The sequence below is a fragment of the Limimaricola variabilis genome (assembly GCF_034371605.1).
In the GTDB taxonomy this organism is placed as follows: Bacteria; Pseudomonadota; Alphaproteobacteria; order Rhodobacterales; family Rhodobacteraceae; genus Limimaricola; species Limimaricola variabilis.
This window is the reverse complement of record NZ_CP139691.1, coordinates 2,810,830-2,836,335: the sequence shown is the minus strand read 5'-3', so window position 1 is coordinate 2,836,335 and position 25,506 is coordinate 2,810,830. Positions and strand designations below refer to the sequence as shown.

Below are 25,506 nucleotides of genomic sequence, written 5' to 3'. Positions count from 1 at the left end.
CGCGTCATGAACACGATCACGGACATTCTCGCGACCATGGATTACGGCAAGGCCCCCGAGGACAGCGCCACGGTGCGCGATTGGCTCAAGAAGAACGAAGCGGGCTTCGGCCACTTCATCGACGGCGCCTTCACCGCGCCGGGCGAGTTGTTCGAGGTGCGCTCGCCGGCCTCGGGCGAGCTTCTGGCCTCGGTCACCCAGGGCAGCGAGGAGGATGTCGACACCGCCGTGCAGGCCGCCCGTCGCGCCCAGCCCGGCTGGGCCGCGCTGCCGGGCCATGAGCGGGCCAAGTACCTCTATGCCATCGCGCGTCACATCCAGCAGCACGCGCGCTTCCTCGCCGTGCTCGAAAGCCTCGACAACGGCAAGCCGATCCGCGAGAGCCGCGACGCCGACGTGCCGCTGGTGGCGCGCCATTTCTACCACCATGCCGGCTGGGCCGAGATCATGGAGGACGAGTTCCCCGGCGCCCGCCCGCATGGCGTCTGCGGCCAGATCATCCCGTGGAACTTCCCGCTGCTGATGCTGGCCTGGAAGGTCGCCCCGGCGCTCGCCGCCGGCAACACCGTGGTGCTGAAACCGGCCGAGTACACGCCGCTCACCGCGCTGGCCTTCGCCGAGATCGCGGCCGAGGTCGGCCTGCCCGAAGGCGTGCTCAACATCGTCACCGGCGACGGCGCGACCGGTGCCGCGATCGTCGCGCATGACAGGCTCGACAAGATCGCCTTCACCGGTTCGACCGAGGTGGGCCGTCGCATCCGGCGCGAGACCGCCGGCACGCCCAAGTCGCTGACGCTGGAGCTTGGCGGCAAGTCGCCCTTCGTGGTCTTCGCCGATGCCGATCTCGACGCCGCCGTCGAGGGCGTCGTCGACGCGATCTGGTTCAACGCGGGCCAGGTCTGCTGCGCCGGCGCACGGGTGCTGGTGGCCGAGAGCGTGGCGAAGCGCTTCGAGACGCTGCTCGAAAAGCGGATGCGTACGCTGCGCGTCGGCGATCCGCTCGACAAGAACACCGACATGGGCGCGATCGTGCATCCGGTGCAGCTCGACCGGATCAAGGAGCTGGTGGCCCAGGGCGTGAAGGAAGGCGCGGAGCTGGTGCAGGGCACTGCCCCCGAGGGCTGCTTCTTCCCGCCGACCATCGCCATGAAGGTCGAGCCCGCCTCGACGCTGGCGACCGAGGAGATCTTCGGCCCCGTCGCGACCGTGACCACCTTCCGCACCCCCGAGGACGCGGTGGCGCTGGCCAACAACACCCGCTACGGCCTCGCCGCCTCGATCTGGTCGGAGAACGTGAACCTCTGCCTCGACATCGCCGCGCAGGTGAAGGCGGGCGTGGTCTGGATCAACTGCACCAACGTCTTCGACGCCGGCGCCGGCTTCGGCGGCTACCGCGAGAGCGGCTTCGGCCGCGAGGGCGGGCGCGAAGGGATGATGGCCTATCTCGCCCATCCCGCGCCGCAGGCCCGTCGTCCGGAGGCGGCGCTGCCCGCCCCCGCCGGTCAGCCCGGCGGCCCGGGCGAAAGCGCAGGTACCCGGATCGACCGCACCGCCAAGTTCTACATCGGTGGCAAGCAGGCCCGCCCCGACTCGGGCTACGCCTACCCGGTGCAGGGTTCGGACGGCCCGGTCGGCCTCGCGGGGCTGGGCAACCGCAAGGACATCCGCAACGCGGTCGAGGCGGCCCACAAGGCCAAGGGCTGGGGCAAGGCCACCGGGCACAACCGTGCTCAGGTGCTCTACTACCTCGCCGAGAACCTGTCGGCGCGGAAGGCCGAGTTCGCGGAGCGGCTCGTCTCCTTCGGCGCGGCACAGTCGGCCGCGCAGGCCGAGGTCGAGACCGCGATCCGCCGCACCTTCTGGTACGCGGCGCAGGCCGACAAGTTCGACGGCGCGGTGCACCAGACCAAGAGCGCGCATGTCACGCTGGCCATGCACGAGCCGCTGGGCGTGATCGGCATCGCCTGCCCCGTCGCGCAGCCGCTTCTGGGCTTCGTCAGCCTCGTGCTGCCGGCGATCGCCATGGGCAACGCCGTGGTCGCGATCCCGTCGCAGAGCCACCCGCTCGCCGCGACCGATCTCTACCAGGTGTTCGACACCTCCGACCTGCCGGGCGGGGTCGTCAACATCGTCGCCGGCGAGCGCGATGTCCTGGCCAAGACGCTGGCCGAGCATGACGACGTGGAGGGGATCTGGTACTTCGGCACCCGCGATGGCGGCCGGATGATCCAGGAGGCATCGGCCGGCAATCTCAAGCAGAGCTGGGTCGAGGACGGCGCCGCGCGCGACTGGACCGGCCGCGACGGTCAGGGCCGCGGCTTCCTGCACCGCGCCACGCAGATCAAGAACATCTGGGTGCCCTACGGCGAGTGATCGTCCGGGGCCTCCGGCTCCTTGCCTCGACGGCGCCCGGCCTCCGGCCGGGCGTCTTCGTTTCCGCCCATGCGCCCGAGCAGGCGCCCGCCGATCAGCTTGGCCCCCTGCCACAATCCGCGCCCCGAGCGCGCGATCTGGGTGTCGTGCGAGCGCGCATGACGCGCCGCCGCCAGCCGCAGCCGGTTGCGCTGCACCAGCAGCCCCTCGCTCACCGCGCCCGAGAGCGCGCTGCGCACCGCGTCGATGTTCCATTCGGGCTCGACCGCGCAGACCGGGCGCGGCCGCATCCCGTCCATGTCCTGGGCGATCGCCTCCATCGCCGCCCCGATCCGTTCGCGCGCCTCGGCGGGCAGCTCGTGCTCTGGATAGGGCCAGCCGGGCGCCAGCCGGTCCGCGGCCATGCCGACGAGAATGAGCGGCGGACGGCGCCGATCTGCATGCTCGGCGAACCACGCCTGGAACGCCTCGAGCAACTTGGCATCCGACGCCCGGCCAGGGCGATTTGCGCGCAGCGCCCACAGCACGATGTCGCTCCGGGTCATCTCCTCGAGCAGAACCTCCCGCCGCCGCTCATCACCATCAAGCCCCTGCGTGTCGAGCAGCAGGCAGTCGGTGCCGTCGATCATGGCCTCGTAGGCCATCACCCCCTCGGTTGTGGGCGCCATGTCGGTCTCGGTCCGTTCCTCGCCCAGCAAGGCGTCGATCAGGGTCGATTTGCCGGCGCTGACCTGTCCGACCACCAGCACCCGGAGCGGCGCATCGGGCTGCGCCAGCCGCGCCCGGTCGGCACGGCTTTCGTCGAGCTGGAACTGCAGCAGCTCCGCGTCCGAGAACCGCAGACGTCCCGAGTAGAGCTCGACCGCCGCATGGGCCACCTCCTCGAGCAGCACGGCCTGCAGAACGCCCATCATCTGGGTGCCGAGATAGGCGCTGTTGCCGCCCGCCATGAGCCACTCGACCTCGCGTAGAACGCCCTTGGCCGGGTTCAGGGCAAAGCGCAGCACACGGTGGCCGGCAAAGGCCGCCTCCATCGCCAGCTGCGCCCGGCCGCGATGCTTCCAGATCCAGTGGATCGTGTGCAGCGACACCCGGTCCGAGAACGGCACGTGGCGGCGCAGGTGATCGCGGTAGCGGGCCGCCGCCCGTTCGGTCAGCAGCAGCGCCTCGGGCAGCGTGAAGTCGAGCGCCTTGCGGTCGGCCTGGCCCATCCCCTTGGCGATGTCGTCGATCACCGACAGCGCGAGATCGGGCAGTTCGCCCCAGGCCACCGGCTCGGTGGTCTCGCGCTCGATCCGGCTGCGCGCGGCGCGGAAGGCGCGGCGCTCGGTATCGGTCCAGACCGGGTCCGATTCGACCTTCATCTCCTCCATCAGCGCCGAGGTCGCGCGGCCGCCGCCGGGCCGCCGGCGGGCCAGCCAGCGCATCCCGAAGGCCAACCCCGCCACCGCGATCGACACCCCGAGATAGGGCAGCAGCCAGTTATGCTCGGTCAGCCACAGGAAGCCGAGCAGGAACGGCACCATGAAGGGCAGCGCCAGCGATACCGCGATCAGCAGCCGGTCCCAGCGCAGCAGCGCGCCGCGCAGCCGCGCCCAGGGCCGCCGCTTCACCGCCGCCCCGCCCGGGCCAGCGCGTCGCGGTAGAGCGCGCGCAGCTCGGCCTCAGGGACCGGTGTGCCCAACGCCTCCCCGGCCAGCCAGCGATGCGCGGCGCGGCCCAGAGCGTAAGTTGTGGCGAAACTCGCCGCCCCTGCCGCCGCCGCGCCCAGCGTCTGGCCCGCCACCGGCACCAGCTTGGCCGCCTGCCGGATGACGTAGCCCGTCCCCAGTCGCAGCGCCGCTCCGAGCCCGAGCGCGGCGGCGAATTCGGCCGCCCTTGCTCCGGTCCAGTCGACCCGGTGATGCCGCGCGAGCGCGCGCAGCATCGCCGCCTGCAGGCCCGGCACGCCGACCGCACCCAGCACCGGCGCCAGATCGGCCGCCGCCGCCGCGCTGGCATAGCGCAGCACCTCGGCGCGCACCTCCGAGAAGCCGTCGCCACCGGACCGACCGCCGAGCAGCAGCGCCACCGCGGGCATGGTCTCGCCCAGCAGCTCGCATAGCGCGTCGAGACCGTCCGTCTCGTCTTTGCCAAGCGACATCTCCACCCATGGCAGCGGGCCGCCTGCAGCGCGCTCCAGCCGCCGCTGCATCGCGCTGCGGGCCCGTGCCCGCGCCGCGGCGTCGGCCAGCTCGGCGGCCGCCATATGCAGCACGATGACCCGTAGGTCCGGACGCCGCCGACGCAGGTCGCGCAGCACCGATTCGAGGTCGCCCTGCGCCGGGTCGTCGAGCCGGGCCATGGCCAGCACCACATGGGCCTGCGCCTCGCAGCGCGTCAGATCCTCGGCCGCGTCATACCCGGCCTCGCCCAAGCCACGCGTGTCGAGGAACCGCATCAGCGGCCGATCGGGGGGAAAGTCGAAGGACGCGATACCTCGCGTGCAGGGCGCGAACCCGGTGCCGATCTCGACCGCCTCCACCCCGGTGAGGGCGCGCACCAGCGACGACTTTCCGGCCCCGGTCTTGCCTAGGAGCCAGAGCACCGGCATCGGCGGGGCCGCGGAATCCGTATCGGTCGGGCGGTCAGACATTCGGTTTGCAGCTCTCTCGGCGGCGGGGCGTTCCACTCAACCACGCCCCCTGTGGCGAGACAACGCCCGGTCATCGAACGCGGTTCGAGAAACCCGCGATTTCGCTCTTGACGCCCCCGCGCCGCTGTCATACTTCCGGCCTCGCTTTAGGCGGAGTAGCTCAGTTGGTTAGAGCAGCGGAATCATAATCCGCGTGTCGGGGGTTCAAGTCCCTCCTCCGCTACCAAGCATTCCCGGCAAAGCACTGAAATGGCGGGGATAATTCCAGGGGCGTGAAGGTTGTCCCATCAATCCTACCATCAGGCGGCGCGCTTACTGCACCGGACACGCCCGGATCTCCAAGTTGTCTTTAAACTACCTTGTGGTCCTCACTAACGGACTTTAGACAGGAACAGGGCGCACTGACTCGCGTTATGCGTTCATGCAGGGACAAGGGAAACCTCACAACTTTGCCAGAATCCTTCTGCATTCTGAGATGGCAACCATATCTCATGACTACAGATACTTTGGAGAGACAAATGGCGCAGGGGAATAGGAAGCACACCGCTACGATTAGTGGTCAACTGCGAGCGTTTCCGTCTGAGGCATACGATTACCACGACGATGTAACCCGTGAAGGAGTTGCGCAGATGCGTGACCGTGCTGGAGTGGACCCCAGCAAACGACGCCTAAGAAAAATTGACGGCTACGGTTGTGTGGTGGACACTGCCAACCACTGATGCCTAGCTGGTCGTCAAAGCCGCCTGCCTATCGAGACATCGTGGCGGCATATTACCCTGAGACAAAACCGAAGGCGGAGCTGAGGCTCCGCCCTTGTATTGTGACAGCTGTCTTTCAGGATGAAGATACGCACGAATATATCTGCGAGGTAGCGTATGGCACCACGCAACAACGACGATCAGGCTTCCCTGGATTTGACCTAATCGTCCACAACTCCTCTGATCTAGATGCCATGGGCCTACCGCGAGCCACGCGGTTCTATCTGGGAGAAAGAGCCCTGCTCGTTTGGGGGCCACGAGATTTTGGGTGCTGGGGCGGCTACAAGTCCCCCAAGATTAGCACCTTGCTTGAAGACTACCATCGCGAGTTCGACTTCTACATGATGAAGTTCAGCATAGAGAATGGTGAGTAGCTCCCTCTCACCTAACTCTTGAATTGGCAGAGAGCTTCTAGCCGTGCGCGATTACGAGGGGCGGTTGCGCGGGAAATGATCGCATGTCGAACCACTTGAAGCACGTCCCATCCGCGTTACGCTGGTCGCCCGACCGGATACGATAGCCGTTCGCCGCCTGCCGGATTAGGGCGGCACGGAACGCCTTCAGATCCAACAGCCACCATGCCGCAAGCCCCCTGCCATCCTCTCGGGCGTGGCCGTAGAACATCCAGTCGCCGCTGCCGTTCACTATCTTGGCCAACTCCGTCTCTGCGCCCGAGGCAACACGCGAGCGGATGGTGAACTCGTACGGATAGCGGGAGCCGTAGCCCGGCCGCCTTACGCGCGCTGCAACTCGGACGTCCCGGGCATCCAACATCATCAAGTCAGTGGCCTGCTGCCAGTCGAACGCATCGGCTGCGACGTCTAGAAGGTGTGCGCCGACGATGCGCCGGATCTCGGGAAGGTAGCGGTCAGACCATGACCGGTTGGCTGTGTAACAGTTCATCATTCGCATCCAATACCAAGGCGAGCGGGGCACACAGGATCGTAGTTTGGGAACACTTCTACGAAGATCCGCCCCGCCCGCTAATCTCTTCCGGAATCCCGGAAATGTGTTTCTTTTCTATCGAGTAATGGGGAGAGAACGTGGGAAGGTTGGAGGCGGCAAATGAAGTGGGCTGTCATCGCCGCCTGCCTCTGCTCAAGGAGTGCCTGCCTGACCGGCCACGATGAAGGCACCATGACGCAGGCGGCGCAGGAAGAGGTACTGTGGGTTCTGCATCTCCATCTCCCAGCCTTCCGTGCCCGGCATCCCCACAGGCCCCTCCAAGTTCCAGTAGACGTCCATCATGGCGGCCAGCCCTTCGGCGCTGGTCGGCACCATCCGCTGAAGCTGCCGCTCGATACGGCGCTGGGCTTCTTCGGTCTCTCCTAGTTCGGGCGCGTCGAAGTGCCCCCCGACCTCCTCATCAAGCATCTCGGCAACAGCCTCCCGCATCGACTTCCATCGCTGGCAAAGAGCTACGACAGGATCGTTGCCAGTTGCTGCCAGCCGGTCGGCGTCAGCTCTTAGGGCTGCCACAGTCTCCGACAGCATCCCCTCTTCTAGAAGGGCCTGTACCTTCATCAGGTACTCGCGTTGCGTCTTCGGTTCAGCGTCCCGAAGCCTTGCCTCGGCGGCTGTCACCTTCTCCTGCAGCGGGCTGAGCGTTTCGTCGTCGTACTTCGTCGCCTCGGCGCTGCCGACACCTGCGCTGTGTTCCAGCACCGTCAGGGCGTCGAGGGCTGCGTCGCGAAGGCGGCGCGCTTCTCTCAGCTTCGTCATGGCATGGGTGAACTGGCTCATAGTGGTCTCCTGCTGTTGGCGGCCCGTGGCTGGGCTCAGAAATGGTGGTTGGGTTGGTTTGCAGCGGCATGACGACGCGACAGGAACATCAGCCCCCAGAGCGCCAGCCATTCGCTGTCTGCCGGGCCGGATGGCTGATGCGGCTGGACGGCCTGTTGAGCGCGCTCCCTCCGAAGGGCCGCCAGATCCTCCCAGTCCTTCGGGGTGAGGCGATCCTGCCCCTCTAAGCAGGCGATGGCGTGCTCGATGGGCGGCAGTTCAGACGGCTGCACGATGTTGCGCGCGGCGGCCTTCAGCTCAGCCCATGCTTCACGCAGGAAGCGGGCCATGAGGTATCGCGTGAAGCGGTTATGATGCATGTGCTGGCGCATCTTCTGCCACGCGCGCCGCATCACCCGGCATCGAGTTTGCATAGAATCTGTAGGGGTCATCAGCTTGCCCTCCGGCTTACTGATAACTATCTATCACTAGACCGGACTGATAACAAGTGTATCAGTGAGAGAAAGTTCTCATGGAGCCGGTATGAAAACCTTGATCAAAGCAGCGCGCGACCTTCTCGGCATGACCCAGGCTGAACTTTGCGAGAAAGCCAACGTGCCGCTCATCACCCTCCGGCGAATCGAGGGAAAGGCCGATCACAGAGGGCTGGTGTCGAAGGAAACGGTGGAGCATATACAAGCCACCTTGGAGGCCGAGGGCGTCCAATTCCTTGAAAGTGGCACCGTATCGGCCGGGCCGGGGATCGCCCTAAAGCCGGGAAACGCTGAAGGCATTGTCGAACTCCAGGGCAGTCCTAAGAAGACAGCTTAAGCGGCCGCCCCCGCACTTGACGGCTTATCGAAATAGCGGAAGCGAATGCGGCATCCCGTATGCTACGGGGCCGTCTCGGAGCACGTCCATGCCTAGGGCATTGAGCGTGACAAGCGCCGCCATGCCAATGCCAGCCATGATGAAGATGTAGGAAAGGATACGGAGACCCCTCATGAACAAGCTCCCGTCCAAACGCATTATTGGCGTTAGCGATAGCCTTTATCGATGTGGGGCGGGATAGAAGGCAGCCAAGGCACATCCCGGTGAGCTGTATCCGCGAGACCTGCCGGGGGAGGATAAAGCCTCCATTTCGCAGGCACCCCTTGCTAGTTCACTCACAAATCATGCAGTATTCGCCTGATCGGGCGAAACGCTGCCCTTGTCGCCATCATGGGCCCTGCACTGGTCTCGCTCGATCACCCCCCTATCCGCTTCGTCTCAGTAAGCTGCCGCTCAACTTCGCTTCCCGAGCGTTGCACGTGCCCTAAGCACCTTTCACAGCCTGCATCAGAGAGGTCTAAGAACTCGCACGTGAGGGTGTCACGTTCGACTTAGTCAGTCGCCAAATGATGCTCGGCCGCTCAGCAGAACGCTCTAGGCGAAGGACGCGGGCTTCACTAACATCTTAAGTTGATCTGGGTGTAGTGAAGAGTTTTGGAGGAGACACGATGGATTGGCTTGGAGCAATATCCCGAACTAGATCCGGACTAGCTGCGGCGATCCTTTTGTTGCACCCCCTAGAAGTCAGCGCTCAAGAGACAACGAACCTATTCGCCCTTCGAGACTGGCTCGTTCGCCATGAATATTACTCGCTCCTCGACTACCAAGCGTGCGCCGCACGAACCGCAAGCCGACAAGGGCATGTGCTAGACATCACAATTCGGGACGATGGCAGTCACAGCGTCTACATTTTCATGGTCAATAGACCGTGGTCGGGCAGTTTTAGAGATAACTTAAAACTTCATGTAGACTACGACCGGTGGACCCTAAACGATGCCGAATTCGGATCCAATGGGTCAGTCAGATTCGAATTCTCGAATCTCGATAACCTATTCGACTTCCTAGATGACGTAATGAACAGCCGGGCGCTCGCCCTCAAAACGCCAGATGAGCGACGGGATTTAGCAGTTTGGTCCCTCAACGGAAGCTATGCCTCGATCCTAAAGCTCTTCGAGTGTTACGAACGGATCTCGGGGGGCCGGGATGGCTCGACATACGGCGCTTCTCCGCAATACGGAGGGTCATCGACGTATGGGAGCGTTAATTAGCCAGTAGCCACCAGCAACGAAAGCTACCCGAACAGAAATAGAACTTTTACCTCATCACGCCAGCCTTACGACTGCGTTGACTGAGCGGATAGACCGGGGACGACATAGTGGCTGGACCCCTCATCCCCGGGGAGCCATCCAAGTGCATTAAGACCAATGATCACCAAAACGACGGCGCCTGCAGCTAGGAAGATGCCGGAGAGAAGGCGCAGCTCTGATCCAGTTGTCATGGTTACAATTCTCCCTTTGGATATCGAGCGACGAGTGGACGGCAGCCTTGGCGTATCTGTAGCACGCCTGGATGATGTCAACGCCCTTTGCGAGACCCCCATGTTCCACGCAAAGCGCTGATGGTCGAGTGAGGCAGTTACTGCGCTCCTACTGTACCGCAGCGGAGGCCTCTTTCGCCCCCACCTCGACCCCGCATGAGGCAAGCATTGTCCCGACAAACGAAGCTAGGGCCTTTATCCTACTCAAAGCGGAACGCGCCCGACCGCCCCTCATATCCGTCAGAGCACATGCGATTTCCTCGTACAGCGCCCTGCGTCGAAGCTCCAAGGCCTCGACCGTTTCCCCGGTAAGAGCCTGGACGAGCCGCTTCGTCGCCCTAGCGGGCTCGCAACCGTTAATCGCATTAGGCGTTGGCTCGATCGATACTCGATCCCGCTTTGGATGTTCTGACCAATGCTATTTGGCAGGGCCATAGGACCGGCCAGAAACTGGACCTTTTTCCCCAACGAACCGTTTGGCCGGAGTTCTCACAACTGGAGGCACCAAGATGCCCGCCAAGATTACCGTTCTGTTTTATTCCACCTACGGTACGAACCACGGCGTCGCACTCGAAGCGGCACGGGCGGCTGAAGCCGCTGGCGCCGAGGTACGCTTGCGCCGCTGCCGAGAGACCGCCCCGGCCGAAGTAGTGAATGGTCAAGAGGCCTGGCGCGAACAGCTAGAGAAGATGCAAGACATTCCGGAGGCCACACTAGACGACATGGAATGGGCCGACGGCTACTTCATCTCCGTGCCCACCCGCTTCGGCGTTCCGGCCAGCCAGTTTCGGGCGTTTGTCGATACTCTGGGGCCGCTGTGGCAATCGGGCGCGCTGGCAAACAAGGCCGTTACCGCGACCACTTCGGCACAGAACCCGCACGGCGGCCAAGAGACGACGATCCAGTCGGTTTACGTCACTGCCATGCACTGGGGGGCGGTGATCGTGGCGCCTGGCTATGCGGACCCGATCAAGTTCGAAGATGGCGGCAACCCTTACGGCTACTCCTGCAATCCGGGCCCGCTTGATGAGACAGGCAAGAAGTCGGTGACATTCCAAGCGCAGCGATTGGTCAAATATGCGGAGAAGCTAACGCAGTAAGGAGGGGGGCGGCGCGCACAGCGTTTGGCCTTGGACGGCTCTTAACGCCCCATCCAAGGCTTCCTGCCACCAAGTCGGGCAGCAACCGTCGCGCGCCTCCCCTCCGCATCAGCGAAGCCGTTCAAGGCATTGGGGCGAGACTGCCACAGTTCGAGGGCACCAGCTTGAAAAGCAGCAACATCATCGGCGAATAGCGTAACCCCGGCAACCGTAACCAGCTGGCATTCGATATACGCCCGCACGCCCATGTCGCTGGGCAAGACAGCCTCCAGACGGCGCGCGAGTTCCCCCGGATCTCCATCGGGAGCGCACGCCAAGATCACGCGGTTAGAGGTGGCAATGGTGTATGTAGTCATGCGTAGCATTCATTAAGTGGGCCAGCAGATCACTTCCTTCTCTCCCCGAATATCGCTGTAGAACGCGATAGCCGCGCGGTCCACCACCCGGCAATCGATACGGCCGCCGAACAGCTCCGCGAAGTGTTCAGCCACGGCGCGGCATGTCGTCCATGAAACGCTGTCGTCGCCCTCGCCATGGTAGATGGTCAGCCGCTCAGGGAAGCGTTCAGGGATGGGGAACGCCGCATATCGCAGGCAGCCCCATAGGTCCGGGATCTGCCGGAAGAAGTTGTCTTGCGTCAGGGCGATTTCGAGCGCCGCACGGGCCGCCTCCTGCCCGGCGTCTATGGAGCAGAGCCAATGCGCCCATGCGCCGCGCTGGAAGTCAGGAGAGCACTCAACAAGCCGTCGGGCTGCTATGGCATCGCCCAGGGCCGCAGGGAGGGCGTAGGGGGCCGCCTGAGCGCTTAGGCGGGGCGGTTCGCCCTGCTGAATCCGCCTCGCCTCGTCGGCCTGCCACACAGCCTCAGAGACAAGTACTTGCAGTCCCCTAGGATCGACTCCGGCGGGAGCCGCCGCTGCCGCGCTCTTGGCCCAGGCTGCCAAGCCATCGAACCCCATTGCTCTGAGCAATACCGGGCGCAACTCCGGCGATGTCCAAGAGTAATCCACCTCAGTCATCCTCATACATCCCAAGGCCATGAATGCGCGCCCGCTCAGCCTCAATGCGCGTGAGGAACGCAGCCTCGGGTTCGTCATCACTCCGGCGCAGCGAAACGCCTTTCTCGGCCTTCGTGCCCAGCACATGCGCTAGCACCGGAACGGCGGGTGCTGGCCCGTCCGGGGTAGGCGCGACCGTGTTGATGAGGATCACGTTCGGCCCCGTGGCATTCGGCGTGCGCACTTCGAGGGCCTTCAGCCTCTGCGACATGCGACTCACGACCTGATCTCTTTCCGCCCGACCGCTTTCAGTAGGGCGACCTTGAGCGCCTGCACCTTGGCGGCCCGCTCTTCGGGCGTATCATTCGGCTCCACCCAATCAGGTGCGGCGCGCTGCCGCTCAGCGATGCGGTCGATGAACTCTTTCAGCTTGCGCGCACCTTCACCGGGGTTAACGGTCGCCGGGCGCGTGCCTTCAAGTCTGGTGAGACGCTGTCGAAGTGTCATGCTTTGCCTCCTTCGAGTGCCGCCAAGCGGCTTTCCAGTTCAGTGGTTTCCAGAGTGCGCCGGTAGGTTTCGACCAGCGCCATCACGTGCGCTCCCTCGCCGGGCGTCAGTTCCGCATTGGCGACGGCAGCGAGAATGGATGCGGCAGCCGTGGCGGCATCCTGGGCCGAAGCCATGGCGGGCAGAGCGAACTCTACGGGCGCATCTTTCCGGGGCGGGGCGATCCGCTCCAGGCACAGCCGCAGGGCCGCACCGTCGCCCTCCAGGGCCATCTCTACGGCTTTGCGGGTCAGCGCCTCGGCCTCCCCATCCAAGAGCGCTAGAGTGGCCTGTGTGGCCCTATGGCGGCTGCCCTGTGGCCTCCCAGGATTACCCGGCGCGAAGGTGCCATCCGGGTTGCGTCCGCCCGTAGTTGGCCCGTTTTTGCGGCCTTCCGGAGCACGGCAAATCGCTTGTGACGGAATCCCGTAAACATAAGTAAGCATTAAACCCCCTCCCCCTTCTGTTGCGGTCTATGTGGGTGGTGAAGCATGGTGACGTTGGCGGCGGCCGGCCGGAGACGGGCGAGCCGATAGGTGCGCGGCTGCTTTCCAGCGACATGGCGAGCGGCAATCTGGATCAGCCCAGCGCCCTGCAGCGCCTCCCTGGCAGCGATGAACCGCTCGCGGGACAGGTCGGTGCGCCCGGCAGCCTTCATAGCGCTGTGGTCCAGTGGGAAGGTGACAGCCGGTCGATGACCATGCTGATCCTGAAGCATCACGAACAGCGCGATTGCGTCGGACGCGTTCGGCAGTCCTGCCAAGGCATCGAGAGCTTCCCGACTGAGGCGGAATTCGCTGCTGCGCCCGTGGTACACCTTGCCCTCCAGTCGCTTAGACCATGCCCAGTCGGCAATCTTGCGCAACTCGCCATCCGGCAGCGTGGCCGGGTCCTCGCATTCGTCATCACGGATGAACTGGAGATTGCCGAATAGCTCGTCAGCATCGTCCACCGTCTCGACCATCTGCACGGCGGCGACCGTCAGCGCGTAGTTGCGGCTACCTGTCTCGATGCGTCCCGAGGTACGGGTGACAGGCTGCCTTGCCGATGCGAGCCGGATCTCGGGCAGCACGTCCATGCCCAGCGCGCCCTTGGCTGGAACGTACTCGCCGCCATCAGGGCGAACGGACCCCGGCCCCATCACGTAGCTGGAATGGCCACGTTTGATGTCTACCGGCAGCCCCTCGCCGCGTAGGTTCGGAAACGTACCAACATCCGCCCGATAGTAGAGATGACGGCCACGCGGGGTTCTAACGTGGACCGGAGACGCGCCGAAGCGCGCCTCCATGTCAGCCACCAATGCCGGATCGTCGGTATCGCAGTCGATCACCGCCAGACCGCCGAGACGGATGCCGTAGCAGCAGGAACCGGTGCGGTGCATAGGAGCCAGCACACGGGCAAGTGGGATGCGCTGGGCGCTACTGAAGGCTAGGAGCGGAGATTTGCCGTCAGCACCCTTGCCCAGCGGCAGAAGACTGAAGCCCTGACCATGCAGCTGCGCCATCTGCTGAGCGGGAACGCCCGGGCCTATGGGAAGGGCATGGGCGGTCATTCGCGGGCCTCCCCATAGGCAAGGACTGCCACAGCACGGGCGGCGGCTTCGGAGAGACCATGAACGCGACGGAGGCGGGCGACGCGGGCGGCCATCACGCGGCCACCCCCAGAGCGGCCCGGCGCTCGACGTACTCGACCTTATCAGCAAGGCAGTACACGCCATAGCGGGTCACGTCGTCGCCATGATCCTCTTCGAAGTACACCGTCTCGATGGCGATGCCGTAGTTGTGGCGCAGCAGGTTCACGATGTCGGAGAGCCGCACCGGGCTCGCGCAGTAGATGGGCGAGCGCATCAGGGTTTCGAGGACTTGGCGCTTGCGCTTGCGCAGCACGATGACGCTCGCGCTGCCATCGGCTTTCGTCACGCGGAACCAGCCGTCGTGGCGCTTGCGGGGAAGGTCGCGGCTGGACATGATCCAGCGGGTATTGGGCGAAGGGCGTTTTTGCTCTTGTGCCATGTCGATCCTTTGGGAGTTGAAGGATCGGGTCGAATGCGCTATCTTTCAGATGCCGCCGAAAGATATGCCCCGCCCGATCCAGATGGATTGAGGTGGGGTTTTCTTTAGGCAGCGTGGCGCTGCGCATCGGCCTTGGCGATTACGGCCTCGATGTCCGAAAGACGCCAACGCGACATGCCACCGATTTTTAGGGGGCGGGGAATTACACCTTCAGCGGCCCAGCGCCAAATGGTGCTCTTGCCGCAGCTGATGAGCGCTGCGGCTTCGCGGTCAGAAAGCAGGTTCTTTGTCATCGGGTGCATCCCAATTAGCCTTGGACACTCCCAATATGTCCAACAGGATGCAGCGCCGGAATTGTGCACTATGAAAGTGCACACAGATATTCAGCCTTGGCTCTTCCGCCTAACGAAGCGCCGGATGATAGTCTTTATGCATCTTAAGTTCTTCGACGGAAAGCGGCTGGATCACTATGCCCTCATCGCCTCGTACTTCATTGGGGACGCGCCACGGCTCCCATAAGAGCGTTTCAACCTCATCTAGCAGGGCCTCATAGACGCTTGCGGCACTAAGGAAGCGGCATAGTCCATCACCGGTATCGCTGTCTCGAAACAACTCAGGGTGGGCATTTCGTGCTGCCCAAAAATGCGCCACGTCACGGTAGGTATCGAACGCTTTCCGCGTCCCAGACATCGATTTTAACGGATATGACTTACCAGCTCGGGTACGGGCCGTCTTCAGTCCATAGACCGTGAGGTAGTGAGCCCTGCTCAAAGACGCCTCCGTAGGGTGATGCTCCGCTAGCTTGGCCAAGGTCCAAGCACTTTGGCCCGCCACACTGGCGGTCTGATTCCGGGCGGCAATGCTTACATCCAGGAGATGACCCATTTCGCTTTCACCCTCGCTCTTGATGGAGCAATAAAGCTGAGCGCTACGCAGACAGTGAGGGAAAAGCATTACCCCCAACAGCATCAGACAAGCATTGTCCTGCAATGACCCGTCATCCTTCAACAATGGTAGAAATCGTGGTCCACTCATGCTGCCCCCCTCCACATGTCTCCATTTCTCCTTCCCTGTTCGGCTAATGGGGAGAGCGAAACGAGCCAGTTTTCGATGGCGCTCTGTCGCCAACCAACGGCACGCTGGCCGATCCGCGCTGGGCGGGGGAACTCACCCCGATCCATCATCCGGTACAGGGTGCTGCGGCTCAGGCCGGTCATTTCCTCCACGGCGGCGCGGCGAAGAATCTTGTCAGTCATGTTGTCTGCTCTCGTGTTGTCGTTGCCTCGACACACAAGATACAGCTGCCCAATTTCACTGAGGTTAACGGTTCCTTACCGAGCAAGCTTGATCACCTTTCCGTCCTCCTGCCCCATAGCGAAGCGCGCCCAGCGCTCCATGAGTTCGCGACGGCGGTCGAATAGGGTGGATCGGGCATAGGCACGCTCGACAGGCCCGCCGACTGCATGTGCCAATACCATCTCTGCGATTTCTCGGTCGGCATGGGCATACTCACTGCTCCAATCCCGAAAAGTGGATCGAAAGCCATGCGTGGTAAAACCGGTACGACCCATTCGCTCGTACAGTGCTTCAAATACGGTGTCCGAGAGGGGCTTCGCTAAGCCGGACTTGAATCTCTGTGAGCTGGGGAACACCAACACATCATCATATCCGGCCATCTGCTCAACTATAGCCATGGCTTGCGGTGCCAGCGGGATACGGTGATCGGCATCTTTGACCTTCATACGCGATGCTGGAACGGTCCAGACGCGCCCTGAAAATTCATCCCATCTCGCGCCTCGCGCCTCATTCGAGCGCAAGCCCGTCAAGATGATCAATTCCAAGCACCGCGCGGAGACGCCTTCTCTCTGCTTCAGTTCCGCCATGAAGGCGGGCAACTCCTGCCAAGGAAGCGCAGGGTGATGCTTTGGCTTGGCCTTCACTTTCGGCAAGGACTTCTCAACACCTACGGTCGGGTTTTCGCTGGGGTAATGCCCTGCGCCTTTGGCCCAGTCGAACACCTGGTTGATTCGCTGCTTTACTCTGCGTGCGGTGTCATTCTTCGCAACCCAGATAGGAGCGAGGACGCCAAGCACATCCGAACTTTGGATCGTGTGGATCGGCCGCGACCCGAAGTGCGGAAACACATACATGTCCAAGCTCGATTTCCATCGCTGTGCGTGGGCCGGGCCATGCCATGTGGGCTTCAGTTGCTCCCAGACATTCAGGGCTGCTTCCTCGAAGGTCAGCGCCACTCGCTGACGTGCTGCAGTCGGATCACCGCCCTCCCTGGCTATCTTGCGCAGCATGTAGGCTTCCTCCCGTGCTTCTGCGAGAGTTCTCGTCTTCACTGAGCCAAGGCCAAGATCCCGACGATTGCCATGAATGACAGTGCGCAAGATCCACGACTTGCCACCTCTCGCGCCGATCCGAAGATAGAGGCCATCCCCATCGGAATACATGCCCGCGTCCTTCAGGGTCGCAACCTTCCGAGCAGTCAGCTTTGGCATCACGCGTGCTCCATTTGTCCCATCATCTTTACCATCATCTTCATTGGGATTGGAAGATGATAGATGAGAACTTATGAGAACAAAACTCAGAGTCGTGCCTTGCAGATCAGATACTTATGAGACCAATCGAGAATGCATGACATTAGGGACCGGTAGCCTCCTCCGCTACCAAGCCCCCCTCATCATCGACATCACGTCCGAGACGAGAGTTCGGGGCCATGGTGGCCTGCGTTTGCGCCTCATTCTTCATAGACATGGCCCGGCCTGCGAAGCGATCGCTCGCTCCATCAATGATGGCCTCAACCCTGCCTGTACGTGTCGCTACCCCCGACCGGGACCACTCGTGAAATGCGAAGCGAATGGCGCACGCGTCTCGCCGCATCGGCCTCCAAGTGAGTTTGCAGAACCCCCTTCGCCCCTGTCCTGCCCGACAGTCGACCGAGCTTCCTTATCACTAATCGATCCAGCCATGCCGGAACGAGAAAGGCCGTGCCCCTCTCGGGACACGGCCTCCAATTCCGTCGGAACGGGCAAGATTACTTGATCTTGCCTTCCTTGTACTCGACATGCTCGCGCTTGACCGGGTCGTACTTCCGCACAACCATCTTTTCGGTCATGGTGCGGGCGTTCTTCTTGGTCACGTAGAAGTGGCCGGTCCCCGCGGTCGAGTTCAGGCGGATCTTGATCGTCGTCGGCTTCGCCATGGTCGTCTCTCCTGCTCGCGGGGCGTGCGCGTTGACGGCGCCCGCGTGAATACGTCTGAGCCCCGGCTTTTAACCGCGCGCTTCGCGCTGTCAACCGCGAAACGGGCCAGGAAGATACGCGCGGATGGCCTATAAGCCGGATTCTGTCCCGGGGTTGCCCCCGGCGATGACCATTCATCTCGACACCCTGTTGCCAGGGCATCTGAAGCTGCCAACCCGGACCTCTCGGGGTCAGGCGTCCCTGCGGCGATATCCGGCGAACCGGATCAGCACCCGCGCGAGGTCCCTATTTGGCATTGCTCCCGGTGGGGCTTGCCGTGCCGGTCCGGTTGCCCGTCCCGCGGTGGGCTCTTACCCCACCGTTTCACCCTGACCCAGACATGCCGGGCGGACTGTTCTCTGTGGCGCTTTCCCTCGGGTTGCCCCGGCCGGGCGTTACCCGGCACCGTGCCTTGTGGAGTCCGGACTTTCCTCGAGCCCGAAGGCCCGCGGCCATCCAGCCATCCGCGCCCGGCTGCCCTATGCCGCCGTCACGCCCCGGTCAACGGGAAAGCGCGCGGCGAGGTCGGCGATGAGGGCCATGTCGACGGCATCCACCGGCCCCGTGGCACGTGGCCGGAATCGCAGGCGAAAGGCAGCGAGACGCAGGTCATGGGACACGGCGGCGGTGTAACCGAAGTGGCGGGCCAGCTCGTCGAAGGCCCGCGCCGAGGGGGCCGCCGCCCCCTGCCCCGGCCGGGGCCAGACCGACAGGCCGTGCCGCGCCAGCCGGTGCCAGTCGAATCGTGGACCGGGATCGGTTTTCCGGCCCGGTGCCATGTCGGAATGACCGATCACCCGCTCGGGCGGAATCGTCCAGCGCGCCATGACCTCCGACAGCAGCGATTCGAGCGCTGCCATCTGCGGCCCGGCGAAGGGATGGTCGCCACGATTGTAGAGCTCGATCCCGATCGAGCGCGAATTTACGTCCTCGACCATGCCCCAGCGCCCGGCGCCGGCGTGCCAGGCACGCTGCTCCTCGGGCACCAGCGCGGTGACCCTACCCGCACCCGATATCAGCCAATGCGCCGAGACCTCGGCCGCCGGGTCGCACAGCCGCGTCAGCGCCGCCTCGTGGCTGTCCATCGCCGTGAAGTGGATCACCACGAGATCGGGCCGCGCGCCAAGGCGTCGCGGCCCGTGATTCGGTGACAGCGCTTCGGGCATCGCCCCTAGCGGCCGACCGCCGCGAGGAAGGGCGCCGGATCCCAGCCGCAGGCGAAGCCGTCGCCGTCGGGGTCGATTCCCTTCGGATCGCGGTTCGGGCCGCCGCGCAGCAGGAAGTCGCGCTGCGCGTCGTCGGGCGAACGGTAGGAGGCGCAGTTGCGCTCGAACCGGTTGCCCATGGTCCCGAGGATGAAGCGCGAATACCACTCCTGCCCGCGCTTGTTCGGCGCGTTGAGCGCGTATTCCACGAGGTTCGGCCCGGTCTCGCCGGTGCGCTGCGGCAGCGCGGTCGGCTGGATCACCTGGTAGGCCGCCGCCTGCTGGGCACGACGTTCGGCGTCGGACTGAATCGTCTCGCGGTTCGCGACCGCTTCGAAGCTCTGCTCGTCCGAGATCGCCGCACCGCCAGAAGCGATCGGCGCGGCGTTGGTCGGGCTGGCCTGCACACCGCCACGGCGGTCGAGGTCGATCCCGGCGGCGGCAAGCTCGGAGCTGGCGATGGTGCCACCCGCGGGCGCCCCGAAGGTGGCCGGCTGGTCCTGGTAGCGGCCGGTCAGCTGCGCCTCGCGCATCGCCGCCCCGCTGTCGGGAACGCGCGGCGCGCAGGCGGCCAGCGTCAGCCCGGCGCAGGCCAGGACCAGAAATTTGGTTCGAGAAGCAAGCGGTTTCACGGCGACACTCCGGGCCCTGATCTGTTCGACTGCGCCCGTTACCACCATTTCGCGGGCTTGGAAACGAAACCGGCGGCCTGCTCCAGCGCATAGGCGGTGTTGAGCAGATCGCCCTCTTCCCACGGCCGGCCGATCAGCTGGAGGCCCAGCGGCAGCCCCTTGTGATCGAGACCGGCGGGCACCGAGATGCCCGGCAGACCGGCGAGGTTCACCGTCACGGTGAACACGTCGTTGAGATACATCTGCACCGGGTCGGCGTCCTTCATCGCGCCGAGACCGAAGGCCGAGGACGGCGTCGCCGGCGTCAGGATCGCGTCGACCCCTTCGGCGAAGACCTGGTCGAAATCGCGCTTGATCAGCGCGCGGACCTTGCGGGCGCGGTTGTAGTAGGCGTCGTAGAAGCCGGCCGACAGCACGTAGGTGCCGACCATGATCCGGCGCTGCACCTCGGAGCCGAAGCCCTCGGCGCGGGTCTTCTCGTACATCTCGGTGATGCCGTCGCCCTGCGCCAGCTTGGCGCGGTGGCCAAAGCGCACGCCGTCATAGCGCGCGAGGTTCGACGACGCCTCGGCGGGGGCGATCACGTAATAGGCCGGCAGGGCGTATTTGGTATGCGGCAGCGAGATGTCGCGGATCAACGCACCCGCGTCGCGCAGCATCTCGGTGCCACGGCTCCACAGCGCCTCGATCTCGCCCGGCATGCCGTCGACATGGTACTCGCGCGGGATGCCGATCACCTTGCCGCGGATGTCGCCGGTCAGCATCGCCTCGAAGTCAGGGACCGGAATGTCGGCCGAAGTCGAATCCTTGGGGTCGTGGCCCGACATGGCGCGCAGCATGATCGCGGCGTCGCGCACGTCGCGGGTCATCGGCCCGGCCTGGTCGAGCGAGGAGGCGAAGGCGATGATGCCCCAGCGCGAGCAGCGCCCATAGGTCGGCTTGATGCCGGTGATGCCGGTGAAGGCAGCCGGCTGGCGGATCGAGCCGCCGGTATCGGTGCCGGTGGCGCCGAGACACAGATCGGCGGCCACGGCGGCGGCCGAGCCGCCCGAGGAGCCGCCCGGCGTCAGCGCAACGCCGTCATCGGCCTGCCACGGATTCACGGCGGGGCCGTAGGCCGAGGTCTCGTTCGACGAGCCCATCGCAAACTCGTCCATGTTGAGCTTGCCCAGCATCACCGCGCCGTCGTGGAAGAGCTGCGTGGTCACGGTCGATTCGTATTGCGGGCGGAAGCCCTCGAGGATGCGGCTGGCCGCTTGGCTCGCCGTGCCCTCGGTGCAGAACAGGTCCTTGATGCCCAGCGGCACGCCGCACAGGTCGGGCGCGTCACCGGCCTTGAGCCGCTCGTCGGCCGCCTTGGCCTGCGCCTCGGCGATCTCGGGCGTCTTGTGGGCATAGGCGTTGAGCTTGTCCGCGCCGTCGACGGCGGCGTTGAGCGCGCCGGTCAGTTCGACGGACGAGATCTCGCCCTTGCGCAGCGCGTCGCGGGCGGCGGCGATGGTCAGCTTGGTCAGTTCGGTCATTTCCCGCCCCTCATTCCACGACCTTGGGCACCGCGAAGAAGCCTTCGCGGGCATCGGGCGCATTGGCCAGCACCTTGTCCTGCTGGCTGCCGTCGGTCACCACGTCCTCGCGCCGCTTGAGATGCATCGGCGTCACGCCGGTCATCGGCTCGATCCCCTCGACATCCACTTCCTGCAGCTGCTCGATGAAGCCAAGGATGGTGTTGAACTCGGCGGCGAGCGCGGGCAGCGCCTCTTCCTCGACCCGGATCCGGGCCAGCTTGGCCACCCGCCGGGCGGTGTCGGTATCGATCGACATGGGGCTCTCCTGTCTGGTCGATCCCGGCTTTAGCGGGCGCGGGTCGGTCCCGCAAGCAGCGCCCGGCGGATCAGCTCGATCATCCAGCCGAGCATGACCCCGTTGAGCGCGTGCCAGGCGAAATGCGTGCCGGCGGGCCAGCCCGGGCAGAGCGTTTCGTCGAACGAGCGGAACACCAGCGACACAGACAACAGCGCGGCGCCCAACCCCATGCCCCGCCCCACCATCGGCCAGCGCCGCCACAGGGCTACGGCGTAGATCGCGATCAGCAACGGCACCGGCCAGTAGAATGCGGAAATGGCAAAGAATGGCAGCGCCGCGAAGACCGGCGTCAGGATCATCGCCCATGGCACGAAAGCCGCCGCGCCCAGCGCCGAGGCCCAGACGGGCAAATGCCAGAACGCGCGGTTCGCGGCGTAGACATAGGCGAGGATGAAGACCGCGATCGGAATCACGTCGGCCAGCATCGCCCAGAAGCTGGCCACCGAATGAAACAGCCCGCTGCCGATGCCGATGGTGAAGAGGATCGCGGACAGTACACGCGGCAGGGCCAGCCCGCCCGCGCGACGCCAGCACAAGATCGCGGCGATCAGAAAGGCGGCGTTGGAAACGAGATTGAGCGGCTCGGCCCAGAACCCGGGACCCAGCCGTTCGCAATAGGCATCGATCGGTGCGGTCCAATCCATGGCCCGAGGCTAGAGCGCGAGCCGGTAGTGATCCACCTGGAAGTTGCCGTCGAGACCGTCGGCACAACGATACATGGTCATGTTCGACGTGCTGTCGATCCGACCGCCCGAGATCAGCGACACGCCGATCCCAACGGCGTTCGCGCTGAACTTGATATCGCCCTTGGCGATGACCTGGCTGCCATGCAGGTTGAAGCCCGAGGGGAGGTCCACCCCGCCCATCGTGAGGAGTTGCGCGCTGCCGCCGGGCAGGCAGGCATCGATGCGCCCGAGACGCACCCCGGCGCTGCCGGTGATCGACTTGACGCTCGTATCTGTGGTGGCGACGACCGCGTCCTCGAAGGCGAGCCCCGAGCCGAGACTCACCGCGCAGTCTGTGACGATCACCGCCTTGCGGATCGTGGTGAGCGCCCCCTTCGTGCCCAGCGTCACCGTTTTGCCCTTGCAGGCGAGCCGGTGGATTCGGCCCGGCGTGAAGTGAGAGGGGTCGAAGCTCGAGCCCGAAAGCTGGATCACGCTGCCCGAGGTCACGTAATCGGGCATGTGCCAGGAGCCGTAGCTCTCGAGCTGCGCGATGATTTCGGACAGGTCGCGCAGCTCGCGGATCTCGACCTCCGCCGGCCGCAATGCCGCCTGCAGCCCCTCGTTCCTGGTGAAGCCCGAGGCGGGCATCCGCAGCTGGTCGATATTGGGCATCGACAGCACCGTGCCCGGCTCGAAGCTGTTGTTGTTGTTGATCGAAACCCAAGAGTTGGAGTGCATGCAGAAGCCGTTGAGATAGGCGTTGTTCGACTGCACGTCGATCGCCCCATTGGCCAGGAAGCCCTGATCGGCGCAGCCCGGGTTGTAGGCGACGAAGACCGCGTCGCGGGAGATGTCCCAGCTATCGATCCCGATGATCTGCGTCACGAAGCTCGTCACCGCGTTGCCCCGTGCAGCCCGGCGCGCGGTGGTGACCCGCACCGCGTCGGTCTTGCTCGGATCGGCGGTGAACTTGCCGGTGTCATAGTCGAAGGTGCCGAAGGCGATATCGGAGGCGAGGACCAGGTTGCCACGCCGCGCGTCGGCCTCGTTCGCCCGCACCATCGCGACCGCTGCCAACTTGGCCTCGTCGGCGGGCATGCGGCGGCGAGCGACCAGCGCCGCATGAGCGGCGGAATCGGCCATGATCTGCAGCCTGACCCGCTCGGCATGGACGTGGCTCACGTCGATGGCCACGCCGCCCATGGCCGCCATCGCCACGAAGATGAAGAGCCCGAACATCGTGCCGCCGCCGCTCGCGTCCCGGAGAAGACGGCGCAGGAACGAAAGGCATCCCCATCCGCGGGCCATGATCAGTACTCCACCCGGTGGCGCGAACTGAGCGTGAGCTCGGTATTGCCGATGAGCGGCAGGCTGCCGCTCAAGGTCATCGCGCTGAGCGGCAGCTTTACGGTGGTGACGATGACATCGCCGCTGATCGCCGTTGTCACCTTCGCGCCAGCCACCGCCCCGGTCAGCCGCTCGGCGATGGCGAGCTGCGCCTCCAGCGGCGAGCTCAGACGATTGACCGAAAGGGCGCGGTTGCCCTCCTGCACGATCCGCAGCGCTTCGCTCTGCTTGAGGTAGATGTTGGAAACATCCACCACCAACATCAGCAGGAAAGTGAAAAGCGGAATCCACAGCACCGCCTCGATCGACATCGAGCCGGTGCTGTCATGGCCCAGCCACCGCAGCGCCCGTCGGAGGCGCGCGCTGCGGTGTTCCGGTCCGGTCGTCTGGCGCATCTGCCCCGCCTCCGATTCCGTTTTGATTAACGGAAGGGTAACCGGCGATTGCGGCACGATTCCGGTGCCGGCGGGGAAGGGCTGGGGCAGATCCGTGGTTCAGAGACCCTTGGAACGGTAGCTCAGCGCCACCCGGCCGATCGCCACGAGATAGGCGGCGGTGCGCAGGTCGGGCACGTCATCGCGCGCGTGCCAGATCTCGCGCATCGACTGGTAGGCGGTGCGCATCGTGTCATCGAGACCCGAACGCACCAGCTCCAGTTCGTCATCGCCCTTGAGATAGCGCTCCTTGAAGTTCTTCGACAGGCTCCAGCCCAGCCCCTCGTCAGCCGACAGCCGCTCGAGCTCGTCGACGATCGCCTGCGCACGGGCTTCGTCGGCGCGGCGCTCCATCCGGCCGAAACGGATATGGCTGAGGTTCTTGACCCATTCGAAATAGGACACCGTCACGCCGCCGGCGTTGGCATACATGTCGGGAATGATGACCACGCCCTTTTCGCGCAGGATCTCGTCGGCCCCGGCCGTGATCGGGCCGTTGGCGGCCTCGATGATCAGCGGCGCCTTGATGCGGTCGGCATTGGCGAGGTTGATCGTGCCCTCCAGCGCCGCCGGGATCAGGATGTCGCATTCCGCCTCGAGCAGCGCCGCACCGTCCGAGTGATGCGTGGCATGGGGGTAATCCTTCACGCCGCCATGCTTGGTGATCCACTGGTGCACCGCCTCGACGTCGAGGCCGTTTTCCTCGGTGATGGCACCGTCGCGCTCGATGATGGCGGTGATCTTGGCGCCGTCCTCCTCGGAGAGGAACTTGGCAGCGTGGTAGCCCACATTGCCGAGACCCTGGACGATGACTCGCTTGCCTTCGAGCTTGCCCGAGAGGTTGGCCTTGGCCACGTCCTCGGGGTGACGGAAGAATTCGCGCAGCGCGTATTGCACGCCGCGACCGGTCGCCTCGACCCGGCCGTGGATGCCGCCGGCATTGAGCGGCTTGCCGGTGACGCAGGCGCGGGAGTTGATGTCGGTGGTGTTCATCCGCGCGTATTGGTCGGCGATCCAGGCCATCTCGCGCTCGCCGGTGCCCATGTCGGGGGCAGGCACGTTCTGGGAGGGGCTGATCAGGTCGCGCTTGGCCAGCTCATAGGCGAAGCGGCGGGTGATCTGCTCCAGCTCATGCTCGTCCCAGTCGCGCGGATCGATCCGAAGCCCGCCCTTGGAGCCGCCATAGGGCACTTCGACAAGGGCGCATTTGTAGGTCATCAGCGCCGCCAGCGCCTCGACCTCGTCCTGGTGCACCGACGGCGCATAGCGGATGCCGCCCTTCACAGGCTCCATATGCTCGGAATGCACCGACCGGTAGCCGGTGAAGGTGTGGATCTGGCCGCGCAGCCGCACGCCGAAGCGCACGGTATAGGTGGCGTTGCAGACGCGGATCTTCTCTTCGAGGCCGGGCGACAGGTCCATCAGCGCCACGGCGCGGTTGAACATCATGTCGACGGAATCGCGGAATCCCGGTTCGGGTTGATGTGGGTTGTGCTCGGTCATCTTGGTCTCCCTGTGCGGCCGGCCGGCGCCGGCTCTCCTGCCCGATCCTAGACCCAATCCCCCAATAATCGACAGCAGTGGAAGCCGTGGC

Annotated in this window: 27 protein-coding genes, 1 tRNA gene and 1 other RNA gene; 4 read left to right on the top strand and 25 right to left on the bottom strand. The window is 64.6% G+C overall.

What is annotated here, in order from left to right:
- Window positions 1–6 precede the first annotated feature (6 nt).
- Window positions 7–2,373 (top strand): aldehyde dehydrogenase family protein, encoded by a 2,367-nt coding sequence (locus T8T21_RS14180; protein WP_322336053.1) that lies wholly within the window; start codon window positions 7–9, stop codon window positions 2,371–2,373.
- Here T8T21_RS14180 and T8T21_RS14175 read toward each other — a convergent pair.
- Window positions 2,361–3,986, bottom strand: a complete 1,626-nt coding sequence (locus tag T8T21_RS14175; protein WP_322336052.1) for a GTPase family protein — start codon at window positions 3,984–3,986, stop codon at window positions 2,361–2,363. The two genes, T8T21_RS14180 and T8T21_RS14175, sit on opposite strands and share 13 nt — an antisense overlap.
- Window positions 3,983–5,008 (bottom strand): GTPase domain-containing protein, encoded by a 1,026-nt coding sequence (locus tag T8T21_RS14170; RefSeq protein WP_322336051.1) that lies wholly within the window; start codon window positions 5,006–5,008, stop codon window positions 3,983–3,985. The genes T8T21_RS14175 and T8T21_RS14170 overlap by 4 nt, the downstream gene beginning before the upstream one ends.
- Window positions 5,009–5,157: 149 nt before the next feature.
- Between T8T21_RS14170 and T8T21_RS14165 the strand changes: the two genes are divergently transcribed.
- Window positions 5,158–5,234: transfer RNA gene (locus tag T8T21_RS14165), tRNA-Met, on the top strand.
- 943 nt (window positions 5,235–6,177) lie between these two features.
- Here the strand turns inward: T8T21_RS14165 and T8T21_RS14160 are convergent.
- From T8T21_RS14160 to T8T21_RS14150, 3 genes are all read right to left on the bottom strand, one after another.
- Window positions 6,178–6,669: a hypothetical protein gene (locus T8T21_RS14160; protein ID WP_322336050.1), complete on the bottom strand. Its 492-nt coding sequence runs from the start codon at window positions 6,667–6,669 to the stop codon at window positions 6,178–6,180.
- 195 nt (window positions 6,670–6,864) lie between these two features.
- Window positions 6,865–7,509 (bottom strand): hypothetical protein, encoded by a 645-nt coding sequence (locus tag T8T21_RS14155; RefSeq protein WP_322336049.1) that lies wholly within the window; start codon window positions 7,507–7,509, stop codon window positions 6,865–6,867.
- Window positions 7,510–7,544: 35 nt separating this feature from the next.
- Entirely contained in the window at window positions 7,545–7,838 is a 294-nt protein-coding gene (locus T8T21_RS14150) for a hypothetical protein (protein ID WP_322336048.1), read from the bottom strand.
- 193 nt (window positions 7,839–8,031) lie between these two features.
- Here T8T21_RS14150 and T8T21_RS14145 point away from each other — a divergent pair, with 193 nt between their 5' ends.
- Both T8T21_RS14145 and T8T21_RS14140 read left to right on the top strand, forming a co-directional pair.
- Window positions 8,032–8,319: a helix-turn-helix transcriptional regulator gene (locus T8T21_RS14145; RefSeq protein ID WP_322336047.1), complete on the top strand. Its 288-nt coding sequence runs from the start codon at window positions 8,032–8,034 to the stop codon at window positions 8,317–8,319.
- A gap of 2,046 nt (window positions 8,320–10,365) precedes the next feature.
- Complete coding sequence (locus T8T21_RS14140; protein ID WP_322336046.1) at window positions 10,366–10,956, top strand: NAD(P)H-dependent oxidoreductase; 591 nt, start codon at window positions 10,366–10,368, stop codon at window positions 10,954–10,956.
- A gap of 368 nt (window positions 10,957–11,324) precedes the next feature.
- Here the strand turns inward: T8T21_RS14140 and T8T21_RS14135 are convergent, their stop codons facing one another.
- The 20 genes from T8T21_RS14135 to T8T21_RS14040 all read right to left on the bottom strand — a co-directional run bounded on the left by T8T21_RS14135 (window position 11,325) and on the right by T8T21_RS14040 (window position 25,415).
- Entirely contained in the window at window positions 11,325–11,975 is a 651-nt protein-coding gene (locus T8T21_RS14135; RefSeq protein WP_322336045.1) for a hypothetical protein, read from the bottom strand.
- Entirely contained in the window at window positions 11,968–12,225 is a 258-nt protein-coding gene (locus T8T21_RS14130) for a hypothetical protein (RefSeq protein WP_322336044.1), read from the bottom strand. The genes T8T21_RS14135 and T8T21_RS14130 overlap by 8 nt, the downstream gene beginning before the upstream one ends.
- Window positions 12,226–12,230: 5 nt before the next feature.
- Entirely contained in the window at window positions 12,231–12,461 is a 231-nt protein-coding gene (locus T8T21_RS14125) for a hypothetical protein (protein WP_322336043.1), read from the bottom strand.
- The gene (locus T8T21_RS14120; RefSeq protein ID WP_322336042.1) at window positions 12,458–12,775 is read right to left on the bottom strand and encodes a hypothetical protein; all 318 of its coding nucleotides are present in this window, start codon (window positions 12,773–12,775) and stop codon (window positions 12,458–12,460) included. Before T8T21_RS14120 ends, T8T21_RS14125 begins: the two co-directional genes overlap by 4 nt.
- A 170-nt stretch (window positions 12,776–12,945) precedes the next feature.
- Entirely contained in the window at window positions 12,946–14,052 is a 1,107-nt protein-coding gene (locus T8T21_RS14115; RefSeq protein ID WP_322336041.1) for a bifunctional DNA primase/polymerase, read from the bottom strand.
- Window positions 14,053–14,146: 94 nt separating this feature from the next.
- Window positions 14,147–14,512 carry a hypothetical protein gene (locus tag T8T21_RS14110; protein WP_322336040.1) on the bottom strand — a complete coding sequence of 122 codons (366 nt, stop codon included), beginning with the start codon at window positions 14,510–14,512 and terminating at the stop codon, window positions 14,147–14,149.
- A 104-nt stretch (window positions 14,513–14,616) separates the two neighbouring features.
- Window positions 14,617–14,805: a helix-turn-helix transcriptional regulator gene (locus T8T21_RS14105; RefSeq protein WP_322336039.1), complete on the bottom strand. Its 189-nt coding sequence runs from the start codon at window positions 14,803–14,805 to the stop codon at window positions 14,617–14,619.
- Between the two features lie 109 nt (window positions 14,806–14,914).
- Window positions 14,915–15,523 (bottom strand): hypothetical protein, encoded by a 609-nt coding sequence (locus T8T21_RS14100; protein WP_322336038.1) that lies wholly within the window; start codon window positions 15,521–15,523, stop codon window positions 14,915–14,917.
- Window positions 15,524–15,543: 20 nt separating this feature from the next.
- Window positions 15,544–15,768, bottom strand: coding sequence for a helix-turn-helix transcriptional regulator (locus T8T21_RS14095; RefSeq protein WP_322336037.1), 225 nt, complete (start codon window positions 15,766–15,768; stop codon window positions 15,544–15,546).
- Between the two features lie 75 nt (window positions 15,769–15,843).
- Entirely contained in the window at window positions 15,844–17,019 is a 1,176-nt protein-coding gene (locus T8T21_RS14090) for a tyrosine-type recombinase/integrase (protein WP_322336036.1), read from the bottom strand.
- A gap of 536 nt (window positions 17,020–17,555) precedes the next feature.
- Window positions 17,556–17,723, bottom strand: coding sequence for a 50S ribosomal protein L33 (gene rpmG / locus T8T21_RS14085; protein ID WP_017928995.1), 168 nt, complete (start codon window positions 17,721–17,723; stop codon window positions 17,556–17,558).
- A 116-nt stretch (window positions 17,724–17,839) separates the two neighbouring features.
- Window positions 17,840–18,231, bottom strand: an RNA gene (gene rnpB / locus T8T21_RS14080) — RNase P RNA component class A.
- A gap of 11 nt (window positions 18,232–18,242) precedes the next feature.
- A complete protein-coding gene (locus T8T21_RS14075) occupies window positions 18,243–18,929 on the bottom strand; it encodes an N-acetylmuramoyl-L-alanine amidase (protein ID WP_322336035.1) in 687 nt (228 codons plus the stop codon).
- Between the two features lie 5 nt (window positions 18,930–18,934).
- Window positions 18,935–19,600 (bottom strand): hypothetical protein, encoded by a 666-nt coding sequence (locus tag T8T21_RS14070; RefSeq protein WP_183472270.1) that lies wholly within the window; start codon window positions 19,598–19,600, stop codon window positions 18,935–18,937.
- Window positions 19,601–19,638: 38 nt separating this feature from the next.
- The gene (gene gatA, locus T8T21_RS14065) at window positions 19,639–21,123 is read right to left on the bottom strand and encodes an Asp-tRNA(Asn)/Glu-tRNA(Gln) amidotransferase subunit GatA (RefSeq protein ID WP_322336034.1); all 1,485 of its coding nucleotides are present in this window, start codon (window positions 21,121–21,123) and stop codon (window positions 19,639–19,641) included.
- Between the two features lie 10 nt (window positions 21,124–21,133).
- Window positions 21,134–21,421 (bottom strand): Asp-tRNA(Asn)/Glu-tRNA(Gln) amidotransferase subunit GatC, encoded by a 288-nt coding sequence (gatC, locus tag T8T21_RS14060; protein WP_322336033.1) that lies wholly within the window; start codon window positions 21,419–21,421, stop codon window positions 21,134–21,136.
- A gap of 29 nt (window positions 21,422–21,450) precedes the next feature.
- Window positions 21,451–22,107 carry a ceramidase domain-containing protein gene (locus T8T21_RS14055; protein ID WP_322336032.1) on the bottom strand — a complete coding sequence of 219 codons (657 nt, stop codon included), beginning with the start codon at window positions 22,105–22,107 and terminating at the stop codon, window positions 21,451–21,453.
- 9 nt (window positions 22,108–22,116) lie between these two features.
- Window positions 22,117–23,439: a pilus assembly protein TadG-related protein gene (locus T8T21_RS14050; RefSeq protein WP_322336031.1), complete on the bottom strand. Its 1,323-nt coding sequence runs from the start codon at window positions 23,437–23,439 to the stop codon at window positions 22,117–22,119.
- Between the two features lie 2 nt (window positions 23,440–23,441).
- Window positions 23,442–23,873: a TadE/TadG family type IV pilus assembly protein gene (locus T8T21_RS14045; RefSeq protein WP_322336030.1), complete on the bottom strand. Its 432-nt coding sequence runs from the start codon at window positions 23,871–23,873 to the stop codon at window positions 23,442–23,444.
- Between the two features lie 99 nt (window positions 23,874–23,972).
- The gene (locus tag T8T21_RS14040; protein ID WP_322336029.1) at window positions 23,973–25,415 is read right to left on the bottom strand and encodes a Glu/Leu/Phe/Val family dehydrogenase; all 1,443 of its coding nucleotides are present in this window, start codon (window positions 25,413–25,415) and stop codon (window positions 23,973–23,975) included.
- Window positions 25,416–25,506 lie beyond the last annotated feature (91 nt).